Below are 20,023 nucleotides of genomic sequence, written 5' to 3' on the forward strand. Positions count from 1 at the left end.
GGTCTCGGCACGCTGGGCGCTGCCCTAAGCTCGTTCGGGTGCGTCTCGTGATCGCCCAGTGCACCGTTGACTACGTCGGACGGCTCACCGCCCATCTGCCCTCGGCACGGCGGCTGCTGCTGCTGAAGGCGGACGGGTCGGTCAGCGTGCATGCTGACGACCGGGCCTACAAGCCGTTGAACTGGATGACCCCGCCGTGCTGGCTGACCGAGGAGTCCGGCGCGGATGCCACGGTGTGGGTGGTGGAGAACAAGGTCGGTGAGCAACTGCGGATCACCGTGGAGGCCATCGAGCACGACTCCAGCCATGAATTGGGCGTCGACCCGGGCCTGGTGAAGGACGGCGTGGAGGCACACCTGCAGGAGCTGCTGGCCGAACACGTCGAACTGCTCGGAGCCGGGTTCACCCTGGTCCGGCGCGAATACATGACCGCGATCGGGCCGGTGGATCTGCTGTGTCGTGACGAGCAGGGCCGCTCGGTGGCCGTCGAGATCAAACGGCGCGGTGAGATCGACGGCGTCGAGCAGCTGACCCGCTACCTGGAGCTGCTGAACCGGGATTCGTTGCTGGCGCCGGTCAGTGGCATCTTCGCGGCCCAGCAGATCAAACCGCAGGCCCGCACGCTGGCCGCCGACCGCGGGATTCGTTGCGTGACGTTGGACTACGACCAGATGCGCGGCATGGACAACGATGAGTTCCGGCTGTTCTGACCCGGTCGGGGGCGGCTAGATGGCCCGGCGCAACCGTCGTCGCGACACCCCGGCGCCGCCGCCGCTGCCCGGCGGGTCGGAGCGGGTGGAGACCGGGCCCGACGGCCGGGACTTCCGAATCCGGCACATTCCGGCGGCGCGGGCGGTCAAGACCTACCGGTGTCCGGGCTGCGATCACGAGATCCGTTCGGGCACCGCGCATCTGGTGGCCTGGCCGGCCGACGGGGGAGAGACCGCCGCCGAGGACCGGCGGCACTGGCACAGCGCGTGCTGGGCGAACCGGGCCACCCGCGGGCCGACCCGGCGGTGGTCCTGAATCAGTGCGCGGGCTGCGCCGGCGGCTCGGTCAGCTCCATCAGCACCCCACCGGCGTCCTTGGGATGGATGAAGTTGATCCGGGCGCCCGCGGTGCCGCGCCGGGAGGTTTCGTAGAGCAGCCGGATTCCGGCCGCGCGCAACCGGTCCGACAGCGCGTCGACGTCGCTGGTGCGCACGCACAGCTGCTGCAGGCCCGGACCGCTGCGGCCGATGAACTTGGCGATGGTGGACGCCTCGTTGAGCGGGGCCAGCAACTGGATCTGAGTGCTGCCCGCCGGGGTGCCGCGCACGCCGAGCATCGCCTCGATGACGCCCTGCTCCTCGTTGACCTCCTGGTGCAGCACCTCCATGCCGAGGTGGTCGCAGTAGAAGGTTTTGGCCGCTTCCAGGTCCGGCACGGCGATGCCGGCGTGATCGATGGCCGTCACCAGGTCGGGGGTCAGGGCCGAACGTGCATCAACCTGATCGGTGCTCATGGCCTAACGGTAACCTGGGAGTCGATATTGCGACGCGGGCCGGGTCGGATTCGGAGCGGCCCCGCACCCCTGGCTGTGGAGGAAAAGTCGATGACGACGTCGGTGATCGTTGCTGGTGCCCGTACCCCGATCGGGAAGCTGTCCGGCTCGCTGAAGGATTTCTCGGGTTCGGACCTCGGCGCGATCGCGATCAAGGCCGCCCTGGAGAAGGCCGGGGTGTCCCCGTCGCTGGTGGACTACGTGATCATGGGCCAGGTGCTCGGCGCCGGCGCCGGGCAGATGCCGGCGCGGCAGGCCGCCGTCGCCGGCGGCGTCCCGTGGGACGTTCCCGCGCTGAGCATCAACAAGATGTGCTTGTCCGGCATCGACGCGATCGCGCTGGCCGACCAGCTGATCCGGGCCGGTGAGTTCGACGTCGTCGTCGCCGGCGGGCAGGAGTCCATGACCAAGGCGCCGCACCTGCTGCTGGACTCCCGTTCCGGCTACAAGTACGGCGACGTCGTGGTCAAGGACCACCTGGCCTTCGACGGTCTGCACGACGTGTTCACCGACCAGCCGATGGGCGCGCTGACCGAGCAGCGCAACGATCAGGACAAGTTCACCCGCGCCGAGCAGGACGAGTTCGCCGCCGAATCGCACCGCAGGGCCGCGGCGGCCTGGAAGAACGGCGTCTTCGACGACGAGGTGGTGGCGGTCGAGGTCCCGCAGCGCAAGGGCGACCCGATCGTGTTCGCCCAGGACGAGGGCGTCCGGGCCGACACCACCGCCGAGTCGCTGGGCCGGCTGCGCCCGGCGTTCCGCCCCAACGGCACCATCACCGCCGGGTCCTCCTCGCAGATCTCCGACGGCGCGTGCGCGGTCGTGGTGATGAGCAAGGCCAAGGCCGAGGAGCTCGGGCTGGACTGGCTCTGCGAGATCGGTGCGCACGGCGTGGTCGCCGGACCGGACTCGACCCTGCAGTCCCAGCCGGCCAACGCGATCCGGCGGGCCGTGCAGCGTGAGGGCATCAGCCTCGATGAGCTCGACGTGCTGGAGATCAACGAGGCGTTCGCCGCGGTGTCGCTGGCCTCCACCAAGGAGCTCGGCGTGGACCCGGCCAAGGTCAACGTCAACGGCGGCGCGATCGCGATGGGGCACCCGATCGGGGTGTCCGGCGCCCGCATCGTGCTGCACGCCGCGCTGGAGCTCAAGCGCCAGGGCGGCAAGTACGCGGTGGCCGCGCTGTGCGGCGCCGGCGGCCAGGGCGATGCCCTGATCGTGCGTCGCTGAGGTGGGCGGCACGCTGAGGGTGCGGTTGCACGGCGTGACAGACTGGGACGCGTGACTCGACCGCGACCCTCCCGTCCCGCGATGGCCGCCTCGATGGCCGGCGCCGTCGACCTGTCGGCCCTCAAGCAGCGTGCCGTCGCACCGGCCGCCCCGCCCCCGGGTGGGGCGCCGCCGGCTGCCGTGCAGGTCACCGAGGCCAACTTCGAGACCGAGGTGCTGGCGCGGTCCAATCAGGTGCCGGTGGTGGTGCTGCTGTGGTCCCCGCGCAGCGATGCCTGCGTGGAGCTGGCCGACGCGCTGGCCCAACTGGCCGCCGCCGACGCGGGCAGCTGGTCGTTGGCGCTGGTCAATGTCGATGCCAGCCCGCAGCTGGGGCAGATGTTCGGCATCGAGGGCGTGCCGACCGTCGTCGCGCTGGCCGGCGGTCGCCCGCTGGGCAGCTTCCAGGGCCGCCAGCCCGCCGATCAGCTGCGCGCCTGGGTGGACTCGTTGCTGGAGGCCACCGCGGGCAAGCTGTCCGGCGGTGCGCAGGGCGACGCGCCCGAGCAGGTGGATCCCGCGCTGGCGTCCGCGCGTGAGCTGCTGGACGCCGGTGATTTCGTCGCCGCCCGCACGGCGTACCGAGCCATCCTGGACGCCGACCCGGCGCACGTCGAGGCCAAGGGTGCGGTCCGCCAGATCGACTGGCTGGCCCGCGCCTCGGCCGCCGACCAGGACGCCGTCGCCAAGGCCGACGCCGCCCCCGACGACATCGACGCCGCGCTGGTGGCCGCCGACGTGGCGCTGCTCGGCCAGGACGCCGGCGACGCGTTCACCCGGCTGATCGGGCTGATCAAGCGCACCGCCGGTGACGATCGGGCGCGGGTGCGGACCCGGCTGCTGGAGCTCTTCGAGCTGTTCGACCCGGCCGACCCCGACCTGATCAAGGCCCGCCGGGACCTGGCCAGCGCGCTGTACTGAGACCCGGCCTACCGCTCGGGAACCAACCAGAGCGCCGACAGCGGCGGCAGCACCAGCACCGCGGAGGCGGGGCGGCCGTGCCACGGCTCGTCGACGGCCTGCACGCCGCCCAGATTGCCCGCCCCGGCGCCGTGGTAGCCGGTGGCATCGGAGTTGAGCACCTCGCGCCAGCGACCGGTGGCCGGCAGGCCCACCCGGTAGCGGGCGTGCTCGGAGCCGGAGAAGTTGAAGATGCAGGCCAGCGTCGATCCGTCGGACCCGAACCTCAGGAAGCTCAGCACGTTGTTGCCCGAATCGTTGGCGTCGATCCAGGAATAGCCCTCGGGCCGGGTGTCCTGGGTCCACAGCGCCGGGTGCTCGCGGTAGAGCGCGTTGAGGTCGCGCACGAAGCGCTGGATGCCGCCGGAGAACCCGTTCTCCTCGAGCTGGAACCAGTCCAGGCCACGCTCCTCGGACCACTCGGCCCGCTGACCGAACTCCTGCCCCATGAACAGCAACTGCTTGCCGGGGTGCGCCCACTGATAGGCCAGCAGGCTGCGCAGGCCAGCGGCCTTTTCGTGGTCACCGCCGGGCATCCGGCCCCACAGCGTGCCCTTGCCGTGCACCACCTCGTCGTGGCTGATCGGCAACACGTAGTTCTCGCTGAACGCGTAGAGCATCGAGAAGGTCATCTCGTGGTGATGGAAGTTGCGGTGCACCGGATCCCGGCCGATGTAGCCGAGGGTGTCGTTCATCCACCCCATGTTCCACTTCATCGAGAACCCCAGGCCGCCAAGGCTGGTCGGCCGCGTCACGCCCGGCCAGGAGGTCGACTCCTCGGCCACCGTGACGATCCCCGGCGCGGTCTTGTGCACGGTGGCGTTCAGCTCCTGCAGGAACTGCACCGCCTCCAGGTTCTCCCGGCCGCCCTGAATGTTCGGCGTCCAGCCGCCGGCGGGCCGCGAATAGTCCAGGTACAGCATCGAAGCCACCGCGTCGACGCGCAGCCCGTCGATGTGGTACTCCTGCAGCCAGTACAGCGCGTTGGCCACCAGGAAGTTGCGCACCTCGGGCCGGCCGAAGTCGAAAACGTAGGTGCCCCAGTCGAGTTGCTCACCGCGACGCGGGTCGGCGTGCTCGTAGAGCGCGGTGCCGTCGAAGCGCCCGAGCGCCCAGGCGTCCTTGGGGAAATGCGCGGGCACCCAGTCCACGATGACGCCGATGCCGGCCTGGTGCAGGGCATCGACGAGGAACCGGAAATCGTCGGGCGTGCCGAACCGGGAGGTCGGCGCGTAGTAGGAGGTGACCTGATAGCCCCACGATCCGCCGAACGGATGCTCGGCCACCGGCAGCAGCTCCACGTGGGTGAAGCCCTGCGCGACAACGTATTCGGTCAGTTCGACGGCGAGCTGCCGATAGCTGCGCCCGGGGCGCCACGACCCCAGGTGCACCTCGTAGGTGCTCATCGGTTCGAACACCGGGTTGGTCTCGGCGCGCTTGGCCATCCACTGCCCGTCGCCCCAGCGGTAGTCGCTGGCGGTGACCCGGGAGGCCGTCTTCGGCGGCACCTCGGTGGCGAACGCCATCGGGTCGGCCCGCTCGGACACCGCACCGTCGGCGCCGTGGATCCGGTACTTGTACAGCCCGTCGGGCGGGAACCCGGGCCAGAACAGCTCCCACACCCCGGTGCTGCCGAGCACCCGCATCGGTGCCTCGTTGCCGGTCCAGCCGTTGAACTCACCGATCAGGTTGACGCCCTTGGCGTTGGGCGCCCACACCGCGAACGACACGCCGTCGACCACCCCGTCGGCGGTCTCGAAGCTGCGCCGGTGCGCGCCGAGCACCTCCCACAGTCGCTCGTGCCGCCCCTCGGCGAACAGGTGCAGATCCATCTCGCCGAGGGTGGGCAGGAACCGGTAACCGTCGGCGACGGTGTAGACGTCCTGGCCGCCGTCGGCGGCCGGATAGCCGATCTCCAGGCGGTAGTCGATCAGATCGGTGAACGGCAGCGCGACCGCGAACACCCCGGCATCGATGTGCGACATGGGATATCGCTGGCCACCGACCAGCGCGACGACCGCGCCGGCGTGCGGGCGCAGCGTCCGGATCACGGTGTGGTCGTCGTACTCGTGGGCGCCCAGCACCGAATGCGGATCGTGGTGGGTGCCCGAGACCAGGCGGTCGATCTCGCCCGGGCCGGGGGCCAGGTGGGCGGACGGGCTGCGGGTCATCGGATACTCCTGTCAGTCTCGGCGCAGCAGCAGCGCCCGGGTGGCGGCCGGGATCTGCGGCATGTTCACGATGTGGGCCACCGCCCGGTCCGGGTCCAGGCGCACGAAGTTCGTTCGGCCCCAATGGTATTCCTCGCCGGTGATCTCGTCGCGGACCCAGAACCGGTCGTAGTCGTGCATCCCGAGGGCCGCCAGATCCAGCGTCAGGGTGCCCTGCTCGGGGCCGAACGAGTTGAGCGTCACCACCACCAGCACCGAGTCGCCGCTGACCGGATCGAACTTGCTGTAGGCCAGCAGCGCGTCGTTGTCCACGTCGTGGAAATGGATGTTGCGCATCTGGGCCAACGCCGGATGCAGCCGGCGGATCTCGTTGAGCCGGCCGAGGAACACCTCCAGTGACTGCCCGCGCGCCGCGGCGGCGGCGAAGTCCCTGGGCCGCAACTCGTACTTCTCGGAGTCCAGATACTCCTCGCTGCCCTCGCGGACCGGCTGCGATTCGTACAGCTCGAAACCCGAATACACGCCCCACAGCGGGCTCAGCGTCGCGGCCAGCGCGGCGCGGATCGCGAACATCGCCTGGCCGCCGTGCTGCAGGCTGGCGTGCAGGATGTCGGGGGTGTTGACGAACAGGTTGGGCCGGGCCTCGTGCGCGTGCGCGGCGATCTCCCGGCCGAACTCGATGATCTCCCACTTGTCCACCCGCCAGGTGAAATAGCTGTAGGACTGGGTGAAGCCGAGCCGGGCCAGGCCGTAGAGCCGGGGCGGCCGGGTGAACGCTTCGGCCAGGAACAGCACGTCGGGGTCGACGTTCTTGATCTCGGCGATCAGCCAGGCCCAGAAGTTCGGCGGCTTGGTGTGCGGGTTGTCGACCCGAAAGATCTTGACGCCGTGGGAAACCCAGTGCAGCGCGACGCGAAGCACCTCGCCGTACAAGCCGGCCGGGTCATTGTCGAAGTTCAGCGGGTAGATGTCCTGGTACTTCTTCGGCGGGTTCTCCGCGTAGGCGATGGTGCCGTCGGGCAACTCGGTGAACCACTGCCGATGCGCGGCGGCCCAGGGGTGATCCGGCGCGCACTGCAGGGCCAGGTCCAGGGCGACCTCCAGGCCCAGCCCGCGCGCGGTGGCCACGAAGTCGTCGAAGTCCTCGATGGTGCCGAGGTCGGGGTGCACGGCGTCGTGGCCGCCCTCGTCGCTGCCGATCGCCCACGGCGAGCCGACGTCACCGGGGGCGCAGGTCACCGCGTTGTTGCGGCCCTTGCGGTGCACCTTCCCGATCGGGTGGATCGGCGGCAGATACACGACGTCAAAACCCATTTCGGCGACCCGGGGCAGTGCCGCCGCGGCGGTGAGGAAGGTGCCGTGCACCGGATCGCCGGATTCGTCGCGCCCGCCGGTGGACCGCGGAAAGAACTCATACCAGGAGGCGAACTCGGCCAGCGGCCGATCCACCCAGAGCCCGTACTGCCTGCCCCGGCTGACCAGCTCGCGCAGCGGATGCCGGCCCAGCAGCGCGCTCACCTCGTCCGACAGCGCCAGCCCGGCGCGGACCGTCGGGTCCCCGGGGGTGCGCAGTGCGGTGGCGGCGGCCAGCAGCGGATTGCGCTGCCCGCGCGGTACGCCGGTCGCGGCCCGCTCCAGCAGGGCCGCACCGACCAGCAGGTCGTTGTCGAGTTCACTCTCGCTCTGGCCGACCTCGAGCTTGGCCAGCACCGCCTTGCGCCAGCCGGCGACCGGGTCGCCCCAGCCGTCGACCCGGAAGGTCCACATGCCGACCGCATCGGGGCTGAACTGGCCGTGGAAGATGTCCGGATTGTCGGCCTCGTTGGCCATCGGCAGCGCCCACGGCTTGGTCCGGGAGCGTTCTGCCGGTTGGGCTTTCGCCGCCGGCATGACGGTGCCGGGCGGGGTGGCCACCAGCCGTGGATAGCCGGTGCCGTGATAGCGCAGCACCAGGGTCGCCGCCACCGCCTCGTGGCCCTCGCGCCACACCGCGGCCCGAATCGGGATGACCTCGCCGACCACCGCCTTGGCTGGATACTCCCCGCCGGACACCACCGGCGAAACGTCATCGATCTCGATGCGACCGGGCAACCCCTGGGCTCCGTTCTGATCTGAGCGTGCGCGGCGGGCTCGAATCAACCCCTGGACTCCCACCGTAGTCCGACCGCCCGGACCGCGCGGCGTTCCTCGCTGCGCTCGTCGAGTCAGCCGGTGCTGGTACGGCTGACCTCTTCCTCGCTGCGCTCGTCGAGTCAGCCGGCGTAGCGGCTGACGCAGCGGTCCCAGTCACCCAGCACCCCGGCCTGGAACGCGGCGATCCGGGAAAACCCGGCCGGCACGGTGTCGCCGTTGACATCGCTGGCCGCCAGCCCGTTGGTCAGCAGCCCGCTGACCGCCTCGTCGATGTCGCCGGCGGCCAGCTTGACCGAGTGCCCGCCCGGGGTTGCCACCCCCGGGGCGAGCTTGGTGGTCGCGACGCCGGTCAGGCACGCGGTGCGCAGCGCCGCCTCGGCGGTGTCCATCGGCAGCCCCTTGGCGTGCTGCAGGCTCAGCATGTACCGGGAGATCAGCACCGAGTAGGCGGTGTTGTCGCCGACCAGGGAGGTCGGGTCCAGCTCGATGTCGGGGGTGCCCATCGCGGTCAGCGCGGGCATGTCGAGGTAGATGGTGTTGGTCGCCGGACAGTACGACGCCGGCGGGCTCGGCCGGGCGTCCGCGCAACCGGCCGCGGCGTTGGCGTCCAGGCTCAGGGCCGGCGGCGGCGCCGGGGCGAACAGGATCTTCAGTGCCTCGTACACCGCGTGCACCGACTCGTCGGAGACCGGCCAGTCCCCGGTCTGATCGCGCTGCAGTTCCGTGGGCAGCGCGCCGCGACGGGCCTCGATCTCGGCGGCGTCGATGGCCAGGCAGGCCGACGGCCCGTCGGTGAAGCCGGCCTGGAACGCCGAGATCCGCTCGAAGGCCGTGCCGTGCTCGTCGCCGACGCCGTTGATCTCCACGTCGAGCTCGGTCAGCACCGGGTCGCGGATCGACAGCAGCGTGACCAGCAGATCGTTGAGTCCGTCGCCGGTGGACAGGGTGAACCGGGGTGAGCGGTCCTCGGCGACCCAGCGGGTGTAGGCGCCGGCCATGCAGTCGGACTGTTGCTCGCCGACCAGTACCGGGGTGGTGGAGCGCACCAACCGGGCCTGCTGCTGGATCGAATGCCCGTACTCGTGGGCGAGCACCATGGTGATCGCCATGTCCCCGTTGACCCGGCGCAGCGCCGGAAGCAGCACGCCGCGGTCCCAGCCGATGGTGTTGTTGACCCGGCAGAATCCCGCGTTGACCAGCCCGTGGGTCGGGCCGCCGCAGAAGCCGCCGGCGTAGTCGCGGGCGTCCCAGGAACTCAGCGCCTCGACCGGGCGGAACTCGCCGGGCAGGTTGTCCGGATAGGCGTAGGCCCAGTACTGCTCGATGTCGCTGATCGACTGGGCGCCGAGGTGGTCGATCTCGCCGCCGTCGGTGTCCTCGACGGTGCGGGTCGGGGCGATGGCGTCATCGCGCAGCCCGGTCGGCCCGTCGACCGCGGTCATCCCGCCGACCTTGAACGGGTCGGCGAACACCGAGACCGCACTGCCCTCGATGCGGTGGCTGCACCCGACCAGCACCAGCGCGGCGGCGCCGACGGCGAGGGCGGCGCGCATCCTCGGTGACCGCATGGGGAAGACGCCTCTCTGCCGACCGCGCGCTGCCGCGGGTGCCCGCCAGGATAGTGGGCGCCGCCGCTCCGGGCGGCTCACTCGGGGCTCGGCGCCGATTCGGTGTCGGCGCCCCGCAACCGGCGAAGCGCGGCCCGCACCCGCGCACCGTCGGTGGTGGTCCAAAACGGTGGCAGCGACGAGCGCAGGTACCCGCCGTACCGGGCGGTCGCCATCCGGGAATCGAGCACCGCGACCACGCCGCGGTCATCGGCCCGGCGCAGCAGCCGGCCGGCGCCCTGGGCGAGCAGCAGCGCGGCATGGTTGGCGGCCACCGCCATGAACCCGTTACCGCCGCGGGCGGCGACGGCCCGCTGCCGGGCGGTCAGCAGCGGATCGTCGGGCCGCGGGAACGGGATCCGGTCGATCAGCACCAGCGACAGCGACGGGCCCGGCACGTCGACGCCCTGCCACAGCGACAGCGTCCCGAACAGCGAGGTCTGCGGGTCGGCGGCGAACTTCTCCACCAGCAGGGCGGTGGCGTCCTCGCCCTGGCACAGCACCGGGGTGTCCAGCCGCTGGCGCATCTCGTCGGCCGCCGCCCGGGCCGCGCGCATCGACGAGAACAACCCCAGGGTGCGGCCGCCGGCGGCCTCGATCAGCTCGGCGATCTCGCGGTGCTGGGCCTCCGAGGCGCTGCCGTCGCGCCCCGGCGGCGGCAGGTGCTTGGCGATGTAGAGGATGCCGGAGCGGGCGTGGTCGAACGGCGAGCCGACGTCCAGGCCGCGCCAGCGCACCGACTTCTCCGGATCGGGGCTGGTCAGGCCCCAGGCGCCGGCCATCCCGTCGAACGAGCCGCCGAGCGTGAGCGTCGCCGAGGTCAGCACCGTGGTGGTCTCGGCGAACAGGCGGTGCCGCAGCAGCCCGGCCACGCTCAGCGGCGCCACCCGCAGCACGACCCGGGTGTTGCCGCGGATCTCCTCGCGGTCCAGCCACACCACGTCGAGCCGGTCGGGGATCGCCGGGCCGAACGAATCCAGCATCCGGGCGGCGGTGTCGGCGACCTCGTCGAGGGCGGCCACCGCCTCCGAACGCGCGGCCGCGGCCTTCGGATCCGTCGGCGCGGTGTCGATGGCGCTGCGGGCGGCGCCCGCGGCGTCGCGCAGCAGGGTCAGCGCGCGGCCGAGATCCTCGTCGAGGATGTCGATCCGGCCGGCGTCGCGTTCATGCAGGTCCGCCGAGAGCGTCGCGGCCGCGGCGTCCAGGCGCTCGGTCAGTTCGGCGTCGATCAGCCGCCCGCTGCGCCGCGACGCGGTGCCCATCGACGTCGCGGTCAGCTCCCCGGTCGCCACCCCGGTCACCCGGTCGACCAGGTCGTGGGCCTCGTCGACGACCAGCAGCGCGTGCTCGGGCAGCACCGCCGCGTCGGCGATCGCGTCGATGGCCAACAGCGCGTGGTTGGTGACGACGACGTCGGCCCGGCCGGCCTCGGCGCGCGCCCGCTCCGAGAAACACTCGGTGGCGTACGGGCAGCGCGAGGGCCCCAGGCATTCCCGGGCCGACACGCTGACCTGCCCCCAGGCCCGGTCGGTGACGCCGGGCCGCAGCTCGTCGCGGTCGCCGGTCTCGGTGTCCTGCGCCCATTCGTTGAGCCGCACCACCTCCCGGCCCAGGGCGCTGGCGGTGGCCGGGTTGAACAGCTGCTCCTGGGGCAGCTCGGCCTCCTCGGCGCCGGTGCCGCCGGTGTGCAGCTTGTTCAGGCACAGGTAGTTCCCGCGGCCCTTGAGCAGCGCGAAGCTCGGGGTGCGCGGCAGCGTGCCGGTCAGCGCGGCGGTCAGCCGGGGCAGGTCGCGGTCGACGAGTTGGCGCTGCAGCGCGATGGTGGCGGTCGACACCACCACCGGGCCGTTGCCGTCGGCGGCATGTTTGATCGCCGGCACCAGGTACGCCAGCGACTTGCCGGTGCCGGTGCCGGCCTGCACCGCCAGGTGCTCACCGGTGTGAAACGCCCGGTCCACGGCCTCGGCCATCGCCACCTGCCCGTCGCGGCGGGTGCCGCCGAGCGCGGTGACCGCGGCGGCCAGCAGTTCGGTTACCGATGTGTCGGCCATGACTCCTCGTTGTGGCCCGGCGCAATGATCCGGGTCGCGATGGCGGGCTCCCCGTGCGACAGCTTGAGACCTTCCCACGGCAGGGTCAGCAGAGCGTCGGCGACCCGCCGCCGGGCCGCCGCCAGATCCGGGTCGGCCACCACGACGCCGTCGCGCACCAGCGGGGTCATCAGCTCGCGGGCCGGCCCGTCGACCCGCGGCGGCGCGCCGGCCGGGTAGAGGAGTTCCTCGGTGACGGTCCCGGACTCCCGCGCCAGCCGCACCGCCCGCTTGGCGCCGCCGTGGGACACCTTGTTGCTGCTGCGCTTGGTGACCGGCAGGCCGTCGACCTCGACAAGCTTGTAGACCATGCCCGCGGCAGGCGACCCGGACCCGGTCACCACCGAGGTCCCGACCCCGTAGCCGTCGACCGGTTCGGCGCGCAGCGCGGCGATCGAGTATTCGTCGAGATCCCCGGACAGCACGATCCGGGTGCCGGTGGCGCCCAGCGCGTCGAGCTGCTCGCGGGCCTGCCGGGCCAGCACGCCCAGGTCACCGGAGTCGATCCGGATGGCACCCAGCCGCGGGCCGCCGGCGGCGACGGCGTTGGCGATGCCGGTGCTGACGTCGTAGGTGTCGACCAGCAGGGTGGTGTCGGTGCCCAGCGCGGCGACCTGCGCGGCGAACGCGGCCGGCTCGTTCGGGCCGTCCGGGCCGGCGTAGAGCATGGTGAACGCGTGCGCGCTGGTGCCGGTGGTCGGGACACCGAAACTCCGGCCGGCCTCCAGGTTGGAGGTGGCGGCAAACCCCGCCAGGTAGGCGGCCCGGGCGGCGGCGACGGCGGAACGCTCGTGGGTGCGCCGCGAACCCATCTCGATCAGCGTCCGGCCCCCGGCGGCGCTGACCATCCGGGCCGCGGCCGAGGCGATCGCGGAGTCGTGGTTGTAGATCGACAGCGCCAGGGTCTCCAGCAGCACGCATTCGGCGAAGCTGCCGCGCACCGCCAGCACCGGCGAGTCCGGGAAATACAGTTCGCCCTCGGGGTAGCCGTCGATGTCGCCGGTGAACCGGAAATCGCGCAGGAAATCGATCGTCGCCGGGTCGATGTCACCGCGCAGGGCCCGCAGATCGTCGTCGTCGAACCGGAACCGGGCCAGCGCGTCGAGCAGCCGGCCGGTGCCGGCGACCACGCCGTAGCGCCGACCCGCGGGCAGCCTGCGGGCGAACAGTTCGAACACGCAGCGCCGCGCCGCGGTGCCGTCGCGCAGCGCCGCCGAGAGCATGGTCAGCTCGTACTTGTCGGTCAGCAGGGACACCGTCACGGACTCACGCTAATGCCTGGCGGCGTTATCCTGTCGATATGGCCGCCTCCGCACCGACCAAGCCGGCCGATCAGCGGCTGACCGATCCCGTCGACGCCGTCGACGCACCCTGGGTGACGATCGTCTGGGACGACCCGGTCAACCTGATGAACTACGTGACCTACGTGTTCCAGACGCTGTTCGGCTACTCCGAGCCGCACGCCACCAAGCTGATGCTGCAGGTGCACAACGAGGGCAAGGCGGTGGTGACCGCGGGCAGCCGGGAATCGATGGAGATCGACGTCGCCAAGCTGCACGCGGCCGGGCTCTGGGCGAGCATGCAGCAGGACTCCTAGACCGGTGCGCAAATGGAAGCGGGTCGACACCGCTGAGGGACCCCGGTTCCGCTCCGAGCTGGAATCGCACGAGGCCGCCCTGCTGCACAACATGATCGACTCGGTGCTGGAGATGCTCGACGGCCGCCAGGCGCAATCCCCGGCCGACGAACTGGAGGCCATCACCGGGATCCGCACCGGCCCGTCGGCCCCGCCGGCCGACGACACCCTGGCCCGGCTGCTGCCGGACTTCTATCGCGCCGACGCGACCGGGGCCACCGAGATGCCCGACGGGATCGGCCCCGCCGACTTCAACGGCGCGCTGCGCAGCGTGCACGAGCCCGCCATCATCGACGCCAAGCGCGAGGCGGCCACCCGGATGCGCGACACCTGCCCGCGCGACGGCGGACGCCTGGAGCTGACCGAGGCCGACGCGCAGGCCTGGATCGCCGCCGTCAACGACATCCGGTTGGCGCTGGGCACCATCCTGGGCGTCGGCGCGGGCGGCCCGGACCTGCTGCCGGTGGACCATCCGCTGGCCGGGCACCTCGACGTCTACCACTGGCTGACCGCGCTGCAGGAGTACCTGGTGCTGGGACTGATGGGCAAGCGGGCATGAACCGGCACGGCTCGATCACCGACGTCGCCGGCATCCTGGTCGGCCAGCACCACTGGCTGGACGACGACGCCACCCTCGGCACCGGCTGGGCGTCGGGCACGACGGTGCTGCTCACCCCGCCGAACACCGTCGGCGGCGTGGACTGCCGCGGTGGCGCGCCGGGCACCCGCGAGACCGAACTGCTGGACCCCGCCAACAGCGTGCAGTACGTCGACGCGATCGCGCTGTGCGGCGGCAGCGCCTACGGGCTGGCCGCCGCCGACGGGATCATGAACTGGCTGGAGAGTCAGGGCCGCGGCGTCGCGATGTCCGGCGGGCTGGTGCCGATCGTGCCGGCCGCGGTGATCTTCGACCTGCCGGTCGGTGCCTGGTCGTCCCGGCCGACCGCCGACTTCGGCTACGCCGCGGCCCGCTCGGCCGGCACCGAGGTCGCGGTGGGCACCGCCGGTGCGGGCACCGGCGCCCGCTCCGGGGTGCTCAAGGGCGGTGTCGGCACCGCGTCGGTGCGGCTGGGCGGCCGCTACGACGGGGTCACCGTCGGCGCCCTGGCGATCGTCAACAGCGCGGGCAGCGTCATCGACCCGGACACCGGGCTGCCCTGGATGGCCGACGCGGTGCGCAGATTCGGGTTGCGGACCCCGCCGCCGGACCAGGTCGCGGCGTTTGCCGCCCGGGACGCCGAACACAACCCGCTGAACACCACCATCGCCGTCGTCGCGACCGACGCCGCACTGTCCCCGGCCGGCTGCCGGCGGATGGCGATCGCCGCGCACGACGGCCTGGCGCACGCCATCCGCCCGGCGCACACCCCGGTCGACGGCGACACCGTCTTCGCGCTGTCCACCGGCGCGGTGCGGGTGCCGCCGGACCCGCAGACCCCGCCGCAGATGTCTGCGGAGACCCCGCTGCTGGCCGCCGTCGGCGCGGCCGCCGCCGAGGCGCTGGCCACCGCCGTGCTCGTCGGGGTGTTCGCCGCAAGCACCGTCGCCGACATCCCGACCTACCGCGATCTGTTGCCGGGGGCGTTCGCATGACCATCCCGACCGGCCACCTGGGCACCGAACCGGCCAAACCGCGCCCGGCCTGGCAGGTCGGCGCCGCCACCATCGCCGGTTTCGTCGCGGTGCTCTACCTGATCGAACTCATCGACACCGTCGCCGGGCACCGGCTGGACTACCACGGCATCGCGCCGATGAGCGCCGACGGACTCTGGGGCATCGCCTTCGCCCCGCTGCTGCACGCCAACTGGGCGCACCTGATCGCCAACACGATCCCGCTGCTGGTGCTCGGCTTCCTGATGACGCTGTCGGGGATGGCCAGATTCGTCTCGGCCACCGCCGTCATCTGGGTGCTCGGCGGATTCGGCACCTGGCTGATCGGTGACGTCGGCCCCTGCCCGGGCTCCTCCATCCACATCGGCGCCTCCGGCCTGATCTTCGGCTGGCTGACCTTCCTGCTGGTGTTCGGCTGGTTCAGCCGGCGGCCCTGGGAGATCATCGTCAGCGTCATCGTGCTGGTCGGCTACGGCAGCGTGCTGTGGGGCGCGGTCCCGGTGCTCAACCGCTGCGGCGGCGTGTCGTGGCAGGCCCACCTGTGCGGCGCGATCGCCGGTGTGGTCGCCGCCTATCTGCTGTCCGGCCCGGAACGCAAGGCGCGGGCCGAGCGGCGGGCGGTGCGCGGATGACCTCGGGGAAAGAACGCCCCTCGTCGAGTCGCCCGGTGCTGTCGCGGGCGACCTCTTCCTCGGGGAAAGAACGCCCCTCGTCGAGTCGCCCGGTGGGGTCGCGGGCGACCTCTTCCTCGGGGAAAGAACGCCCCTCGTCGAGTCGCCCGGTGGGCGTGTTCGATTCCGGGGTCGGCGGGCTCACCGTCGCCCGCGCGATCATCGACATGCTGCCCGACGAGGAGATGATTTACGTCGGCGACACCGGCAACGGGCCGTACGGTCCACTGCCCATCGCCGATATCCGCGCGCATGCCCTGGCGATCATGGACGACCTGGTCGAACGCGGGGTCAAGGCGCTGGTCATCGCCTGCAACTCGGCGTCCTCGGCGTGCCTGCGCGACGCCAGGGAACGCTACGACGTGCCGGTGGTCGAGGTGATCCTGCCCGCGGTGCGACGGGCGGTCGCGACCACCCGCAGCGGCCGGATCGGGGTGATCGGGACCGAGGCGACCGTCGCCTCCGGGGCCTACCAGGACGCGTTCGGCGCCGCGGTGGGCACCGAGATCACCGCGGTGGCCTGCCCCCGGTTCGTCGACTTCGTCGAGCGCGGCATCACCAGCGGTCGGCAGGTGCTGAACCTGGCGGAGGGCTACCTGGAGCCGCTGCAGCGCGCCGACGTCGACACTCTGGTGCTGGGCTGCACGCACTATCCGCTGCTGTCCGGGCTGATCCAGCTGGTCGTCGGCGACGGGGTGACCCTGGTGTCCAGCGCCGAGGAGACCGCCAAGGATTTGCTGCGGGTCCTCACCGAGCAAGATCTGCTGCGCCCGCACGACCTGCCACCGCCCGGTCGCCGGTTCGAGGCGACCGGCGACCCCGAGGCGTTCCTGGCGCTGGCCTCCCGATTCCTAGGGCCCGCCATCACCGGCGTGGAACCCGCCGCCGGGCACACCCGGCACGCCGACCGGTAGGCCCGGCGGCTGTGATTGCCGCCACGCCGACGGGATGTGCCGATGTTCGGGTCGCGGCCACCGGCGGCATGGCAAGCTGGTGAGGTGCGCGTCACTGTGCTTGGTTGCTCCGGCAGCGTGGTCGGACCGGATTCTCCGGCGTCGGGCTACCTGTTGACCGCGCCGGGCACCGAGCCGCTGGCAATCGACTTCGGCGGGGGCGTGCTGGGCACGCTGCAACGGTTCGCCGACCCGGGCGAGGTCAACGTCTTCCTGTCCCATCTGCACGCCGATCACTGCCTGGACCTGCCGGGACTGTTCGTCTGGCGGCGCTACCACCCGAATGCGCCGACCGGCAAGGCGCTGATGTACGGGCCGGCGGACACCTGGTCGCGGATGGCGGCGGCCTCCTCGCCGCACGGCGCCGAACTCGACGACTTCACCGACATCTTCGACGTGCACTCCTGGTCGGACGGCCAGACCATCAGCTACGGCGCGCTCAACGTGCACGTGCGCGAGATGAAGCACCCCACCGCTTCGTTCGGGATGCGGTTCACCGACCCGAGCGGAGCGGTGCTGGTCTACAGCGCCGACACCGGCATCTGCGACGCCATCGTCGAGCTCGCCCAGGGCGCCGACGTGTTCCTGTGCGAGGCGTCCTGGACGCACAGCCCGAAAAATCCCGCCGACCTGCACCTGTCCGGGACCGAGGCCGGTCAGATCGCCACCGCGGCCGGGGTCGGGGAGTTGCTGCTGACCCACATTCCGCCGTGGACCTCCCGCGAGGACGTGATCGCCGAGGCCAAGGCCGCCTTCGACGGTCCGGTGCACGCCGTGGTTGCCGGCGAGGGTTTCGACGTCCGCTGCACCCGCTCGCGGTAGCAGCGGGCTAGGGTTGCCGGGTGACCAGTCGCGAAGACGGCCGCTCCGATGACGAGCTCCGGCCGGTAAAGATCACCCGCGGGTTCACCTCGCATCCGGCCGGATCGGTCCTGGTGGAGTTCGGCGATACCCGGGTGCTGTGCACGGCCAGCGTCGTCGAGGGCGTGCCGCGCTGGCGTAAGGGCTCCGGCCTGGGCTGGCTGACCGCCGAGTACGCCATGCTCCCGGCCGCCACCCACACCCGCTCGGACCGCGAATCGGTCAAGGGCCGGGTCGGTGGTCGCACCCAGGAGATCAGCCGGCTGGTCGGTCGCTCGCTGCGCGCCTGCATCGACCTGCGTGCGCTGGGGGAGAACACCATCTCCATCGACTGTGACGTGCTGCAGGCCGACGGCGGCACCCGCACCGCGGCGATCACCGGCGCCTACGTGGCGCTGGCCGACGCCGTCACCTACCTGGGCGCGGCGGGCCGGCTCTCTGACCCCCGGCCGCTGTCCTGCGCGATCGCCGCGGTCAGCGTCGGGGTGGTCGACGGCCGAGTGCGCGTCGACCTGCCGTACGAGGAGGATTCCCGCGCCGAGGTCGACATGAACATCGTCGCCACCGACACCGGCACCTTCGTCGAGGTGCAGGGCACCGGCGAGGGCGCGACGTTCCCGCGCTCGACGCTGGACAAGATGCTGGACGCGGCGCTGGTCGGCTGCGAGCAGCTGTTCGAAATCCAGCGCGCCGCATTGGAACTGCCGTACCCCGGGGTGCTTCCGGAGGGCCCGGCACCGAAGAAGGCTTTCGGGAGCTGATGCCTCGGCTGTTGATGGCCACCCGCAACCGCAAGAAGCTGGCCGAGCTGCGCCGGGTTCTCGACTCCAGCGGGGTGGACCTGGTGCTGCTGTCGCTCGATGACGTTCCGGAATACCCGGAGGCGCCCGAAACCGGCGCCGGCTTCGAGGACAACGCGCTGGCCAAGGCCCGTGACGGGTTCGCGGCCACCGGAATCCCGTGCCTGGCCGATGATTCCGGCCTGGCCGTCGACGCCCTCAACGGGATGCCCGGGGTGCTCTCGGCGCGCTGGTCCGGCACTCACGGCGACGACGTCGGCAACTACCGGTTGCTGCTCGCGCAGCTCTGCGATGTGCCCGAGCAGCGTCGCGGCGCCGGATTCGTTTCGGTGTGCGCGCTGGTCTGGGGACCGGGCCCCGACGATCAGCGCACCGTCCGCGGCCAGTGGCGCGGGTCGATCGCCCGCGAGCCCCGCGGTCAGGGCGGTTTCGGCTACGACCCGGTGTTCCTGCCCGAGGGCGACGACCGTTCGGCGGCCGAGCTGAGCCCGGCGGAAAAGGACGCGGTCTCGCACCGCAGCCGGGCGCTGGAGTTGCTGGTGCCCGCGCTGCGCACACTGGCCTGATCGGCCGCCCGGGTCGAGCGCGGCGCGGTCACCCGGTGCAGCAGCCAGCCGAACGGGACGGTGATCGCCAGCGTCGCGGGCCACAGGATCGCCGGTGACCCGGTGAAGATCGGCCAGCCCAGCAGCAGGTCCATGGTCAACGCCATCACCGCGACGTGCAGCAGGAAGATCTCGTAGGAGATTTCGCCGAGGAACACCACCGGCCGCAGGCTCAGCAACCGGTGCCACCAGCCGTGGTCGCCGAGCGCCAGCGGGGCCAGCGCGCAGGTCGCGGCCAGCCCGTAGAGCGCCGCGATGACGACCGGCTGCCACCACCGCACCGGGCCGAGAAACTCGGCGGTGCCCAGCGGGCTGGCCGCCACCAGGTAGCCGGCCACCGCGATCGGCAGCAGCACCCGGGCCCGCGCCCGCACGCCCATCGCCGCCAGCACGGCCAGGGCCATGCCGCCGAGAAACGGCGTCAGATGCGCGGGCAGCCACATCCCGGCCGCGCGGGGCAGCCAGTGGGTGCTGCCCAACACCACCAGCCACACCGGCTCGATCAGCGCCGCGGCGGCCAGCGCGGCCAGTACCGCCCGCGGCCGCCAGCGCGGGCCCCGGCGATGGCGCAGCAGCAGCCACGCCGCGACGGGCAGCAGCGCGTAGAACGACACCTCGACGGCCAGGCTCCACATCTGCGGGAGTCCGACGTGCAGGTAGGTCGCCAGGAAGTCGTCGGTGTAGATGTGCGTGAGGGTGAGGTAGCGCAGCAGCCCCAGCCAGCTCTGACCCGGATTGGGGCCGACGTCGAACACCGTGTAGATGGCGAACGTCACCAGCACGGCCACCAGGTAGGCCGGCACGATGCGGCGGATCCGCCGGCGCGCGTAGCGCGGCGTCGACGGCGCGTCGGCGCCGGATTTCGCGGCGCGGACCCACGGCCGGAACAGCAGGAACCCCGACAGCGCAAAGAAGATCGGCACGCCGATCTCCAGTCGCGCGAAGAGGTTGCCGACGTAACCGTGGCTGAGCATGCCGGTGGCGAATCCGGTGTGGGTGCCGATCACCAGCACCGCCGCCACCGCCCGCAATCCGGTCAGCGCACCGTCGCGGCCGGCCTGGCCGACGGTCATGGTCACCAGTCTAGTGGCCGGACCCCCGGCGATTTAGTAA

General features: G+C 71.8%; 18 protein-coding genes and 1 pseudogene. 12 read left to right on the forward strand and 7 right to left on the reverse strand.

The genetic code is table 11. The features are described 5' to 3' along the window. The first annotated feature begins 38 nt into the window (after positions 1 to 38). Both nucS and G6N10_RS00200 read left to right on the forward strand, forming a co-directional pair. Entirely contained in the window at positions 39 to 710 is a 672-nt protein-coding gene (nucS, locus tag G6N10_RS00195) for an endonuclease NucS (protein ID WP_085093338.1), read from the forward strand. Between the two features lie 19 nt (positions 711 to 729). Beyond that, positions 730 to 1,026, forward strand: a complete 297-nt coding sequence (locus G6N10_RS00200; protein WP_085093340.1) for an Rv1322 family protein — start codon at positions 730 to 732, stop codon at positions 1,024 to 1,026. Between the two features lies 1 nt (position 1,027). On the opposite strand, the gene mce is transcribed toward G6N10_RS00200, so the two are convergent. Further along, positions 1,028 to 1,504 carry a methylmalonyl-CoA epimerase gene (mce, locus tag G6N10_RS00205; protein WP_085093342.1) on the reverse strand — a complete coding sequence of 159 codons (477 nt, stop codon included), beginning with the start codon at positions 1,502 to 1,504 and terminating at the stop codon, positions 1,028 to 1,030. Positions 1,505 to 1,594: 90 nt separating this feature from the next. Here mce and G6N10_RS00210 point away from each other — a divergent pair, with 90 nt between their 5' ends. Continuing rightward, positions 1,595 to 2,773 (forward strand): acetyl-CoA C-acetyltransferase, encoded by a 1,179-nt coding sequence (locus tag G6N10_RS00210; RefSeq protein WP_085093845.1) that lies wholly within the window; start codon positions 1,595 to 1,597, stop codon positions 2,771 to 2,773. 51 nt (positions 2,774 to 2,824) lie between these two features. Next, entirely contained in the window at positions 2,825 to 3,733 is a 909-nt protein-coding gene (locus G6N10_RS00215; protein WP_085093344.1) for a tetratricopeptide repeat protein, read from the forward strand. An 8-nt stretch (positions 3,734 to 3,741) separates the two neighbouring features. On the opposite strand, the gene glgB is transcribed toward G6N10_RS00215, so the two are convergent. The 5 genes from glgB to G6N10_RS00240 form a co-directional block, all read right to left on the reverse strand. Next, a complete protein-coding gene (glgB, locus tag G6N10_RS00220; protein ID WP_085093346.1) occupies positions 3,742 to 5,943 on the reverse strand; it encodes a 1,4-alpha-glucan branching protein GlgB in 2,202 nt (733 codons plus the stop codon). A gap of 12 nt (positions 5,944 to 5,955) precedes the next feature. Next, complete coding sequence (locus G6N10_RS00225) at positions 5,956 to 8,034, reverse strand: alpha-1,4-glucan--maltose-1-phosphate maltosyltransferase (protein ID WP_085093348.1); 2,079 nt, start codon at positions 8,032 to 8,034, stop codon at positions 5,956 to 5,958. Between the two features lie 161 nt (positions 8,035 to 8,195). After that, a complete protein-coding gene (locus tag G6N10_RS00230; RefSeq protein WP_085093350.1) occupies positions 8,196 to 9,644 on the reverse strand; it encodes a neutral zinc metallopeptidase in 1,449 nt (482 codons plus the stop codon). Positions 9,645 to 9,721: 77 nt separating this feature from the next. Beyond that, complete coding sequence (locus tag G6N10_RS00235) at positions 9,722 to 11,734, reverse strand: ATP-dependent DNA helicase (RefSeq protein WP_085093352.1); 2,013 nt, start codon at positions 11,732 to 11,734, stop codon at positions 9,722 to 9,724. Next, the gene (locus tag G6N10_RS00240) at positions 11,716 to 13,035 is read right to left on the reverse strand and encodes a nicotinate phosphoribosyltransferase (RefSeq protein ID WP_085093355.1); all 1,320 of its coding nucleotides are present in this window, start codon (positions 13,033 to 13,035) and stop codon (positions 11,716 to 11,718) included. The genes G6N10_RS00235 and G6N10_RS00240 overlap by 19 nt, the downstream gene beginning before the upstream one ends. A 38-nt stretch (positions 13,036 to 13,073) precedes the next feature. On the opposite strand from G6N10_RS00240, the gene clpS reads away from it, so the two are divergent. The 8 genes from clpS to rdgB all read left to right on the forward strand — a co-directional run bounded on the left by clpS (position 13,074) and on the right by rdgB (position 18,871). Further along, on the forward strand, positions 13,074 to 13,370 hold the full coding sequence (clpS, locus tag G6N10_RS00245) for an ATP-dependent Clp protease adapter ClpS (RefSeq protein WP_085093357.1): 297 nt from the start codon (positions 13,074 to 13,076) through the stop codon (positions 13,368 to 13,370). A gap of 4 nt (positions 13,371 to 13,374) precedes the next feature. After that, the gene (gene aosR, locus G6N10_RS00250) at positions 13,375 to 13,968 is read left to right on the forward strand and encodes an oxidative stress transcriptional regulator AosR (protein WP_085093359.1); all 594 of its coding nucleotides are present in this window, start codon (positions 13,375 to 13,377) and stop codon (positions 13,966 to 13,968) included. Beyond that, complete coding sequence (locus G6N10_RS00255) at positions 13,965 to 15,002, forward strand: P1 family peptidase (protein WP_085093361.1); 1,038 nt, start codon at positions 13,965 to 13,967, stop codon at positions 15,000 to 15,002. Before aosR ends, G6N10_RS00255 begins: the two co-directional genes overlap by 4 nt. Next, positions 14,999 to 15,652: a rhomboid family intramembrane serine protease gene (locus G6N10_RS00260; protein ID WP_085093363.1), complete on the forward strand. Its 654-nt coding sequence runs from the start codon at positions 14,999 to 15,001 to the stop codon at positions 15,650 to 15,652. The genes G6N10_RS00255 and G6N10_RS00260 overlap by 4 nt, the downstream gene beginning before the upstream one ends. 92 nt (positions 15,653 to 15,744) lie before the next feature. Next, a complete protein-coding gene (murI, locus tag G6N10_RS00265; protein ID WP_234810440.1) occupies positions 15,745 to 16,605 on the forward strand; it encodes a glutamate racemase in 861 nt (286 codons plus the stop codon). An 84-nt stretch (positions 16,606 to 16,689) separates the two neighbouring features. Then, entirely contained in the window at positions 16,690 to 17,466 is a 777-nt protein-coding gene (locus tag G6N10_RS00270) for a cyclic nucleotide-degrading phosphodiesterase (RefSeq protein ID WP_234810441.1), read from the forward strand. A 20-nt stretch (positions 17,467 to 17,486) separates the two neighbouring features. Further along, a complete protein-coding gene (rph, locus tag G6N10_RS00275; protein ID WP_085093369.1) occupies positions 17,487 to 18,266 on the forward strand; it encodes a ribonuclease PH in 780 nt (259 codons plus the stop codon). Continuing rightward, the gene (gene rdgB, locus G6N10_RS00280) at positions 18,266 to 18,871 is read left to right on the forward strand and encodes an RdgB/HAM1 family non-canonical purine NTP pyrophosphatase (protein WP_085093371.1); all 606 of its coding nucleotides are present in this window, start codon (positions 18,266 to 18,268) and stop codon (positions 18,869 to 18,871) included. Before rph ends, rdgB begins: the two co-directional genes overlap by 1 nt. Before the next feature lie 47 nt (positions 18,872 to 18,918). Here the strand turns inward: rdgB and G6N10_RS00285 are convergent. Next, a pseudogene (locus G6N10_RS00285) lies at positions 18,919 to 19,983 on the reverse strand (acyltransferase family protein); the annotation flags it as partial. Positions 19,984 to 20,023 lie beyond the last annotated feature (40 nt).

Source organism: Mycolicibacterium fallax, assembly GCF_010726955.1.
GTDB classification, from domain to species: domain Bacteria; phylum Actinomycetota; class Actinomycetes; order Mycobacteriales; family Mycobacteriaceae; genus Mycobacterium; species Mycobacterium fallax.

Excerpts from the sequence above, each read along its gene's own strand:
- clpS (WP_085093357.1), top strand. The coding sequence starts at position 13,074 with ATGGCCGCCTCCGCACCGACCAAGCCGGCCGATCAGCGGCTGACCGAT.
- rdgB (WP_085093371.1), top strand. The coding sequence starts at position 18,266 with ATGCCTCGGCTGTTGATGGCCACCCGCAACCGCAAGAAGCTGGCCGAG.
- G6N10_RS00260 (WP_085093363.1), top strand. The coding sequence starts at position 14,999 with ATGACCATCCCGACCGGCCACCTGGGCACCGAACCGGCCAAACCGCGC.
- G6N10_RS00230 (WP_085093350.1), bottom strand. The coding sequence starts at position 9,644 with ATGCGGTCACCGAGGATGCGCGCCGCCCTCGCCGTCGGCGCCGCCGCG.
- mce (WP_085093342.1), bottom strand. The coding sequence starts at position 1,504 with ATGAGCACCGATCAGGTTGATGCACGTTCGGCCCTGACCCCCGACCTG.
- G6N10_RS00200 (WP_085093340.1), top strand. The coding sequence starts at position 730 with ATGGCCCGGCGCAACCGTCGTCGCGACACCCCGGCGCCGCCGCCGCTG.
- G6N10_RS00235 (WP_085093352.1), bottom strand. The coding sequence starts at position 11,734 with ATGGCCGACACATCGGTAACCGAACTGCTGGCCGCCGCGGTCACCGCG.
- G6N10_RS00210 (WP_085093845.1), top strand. The coding sequence starts at position 1,595 with ATGACGACGTCGGTGATCGTTGCTGGTGCCCGTACCCCGATCGGGAAG.
- G6N10_RS00255 (WP_085093361.1), top strand. The coding sequence starts at position 13,965 with ATGAACCGGCACGGCTCGATCACCGACGTCGCCGGCATCCTGGTCGGC.
- glgB (WP_085093346.1), bottom strand. The coding sequence starts at position 5,943 with ATGACCCGCAGCCCGTCCGCCCACCTGGCCCCCGGCCCGGGCGAGATC.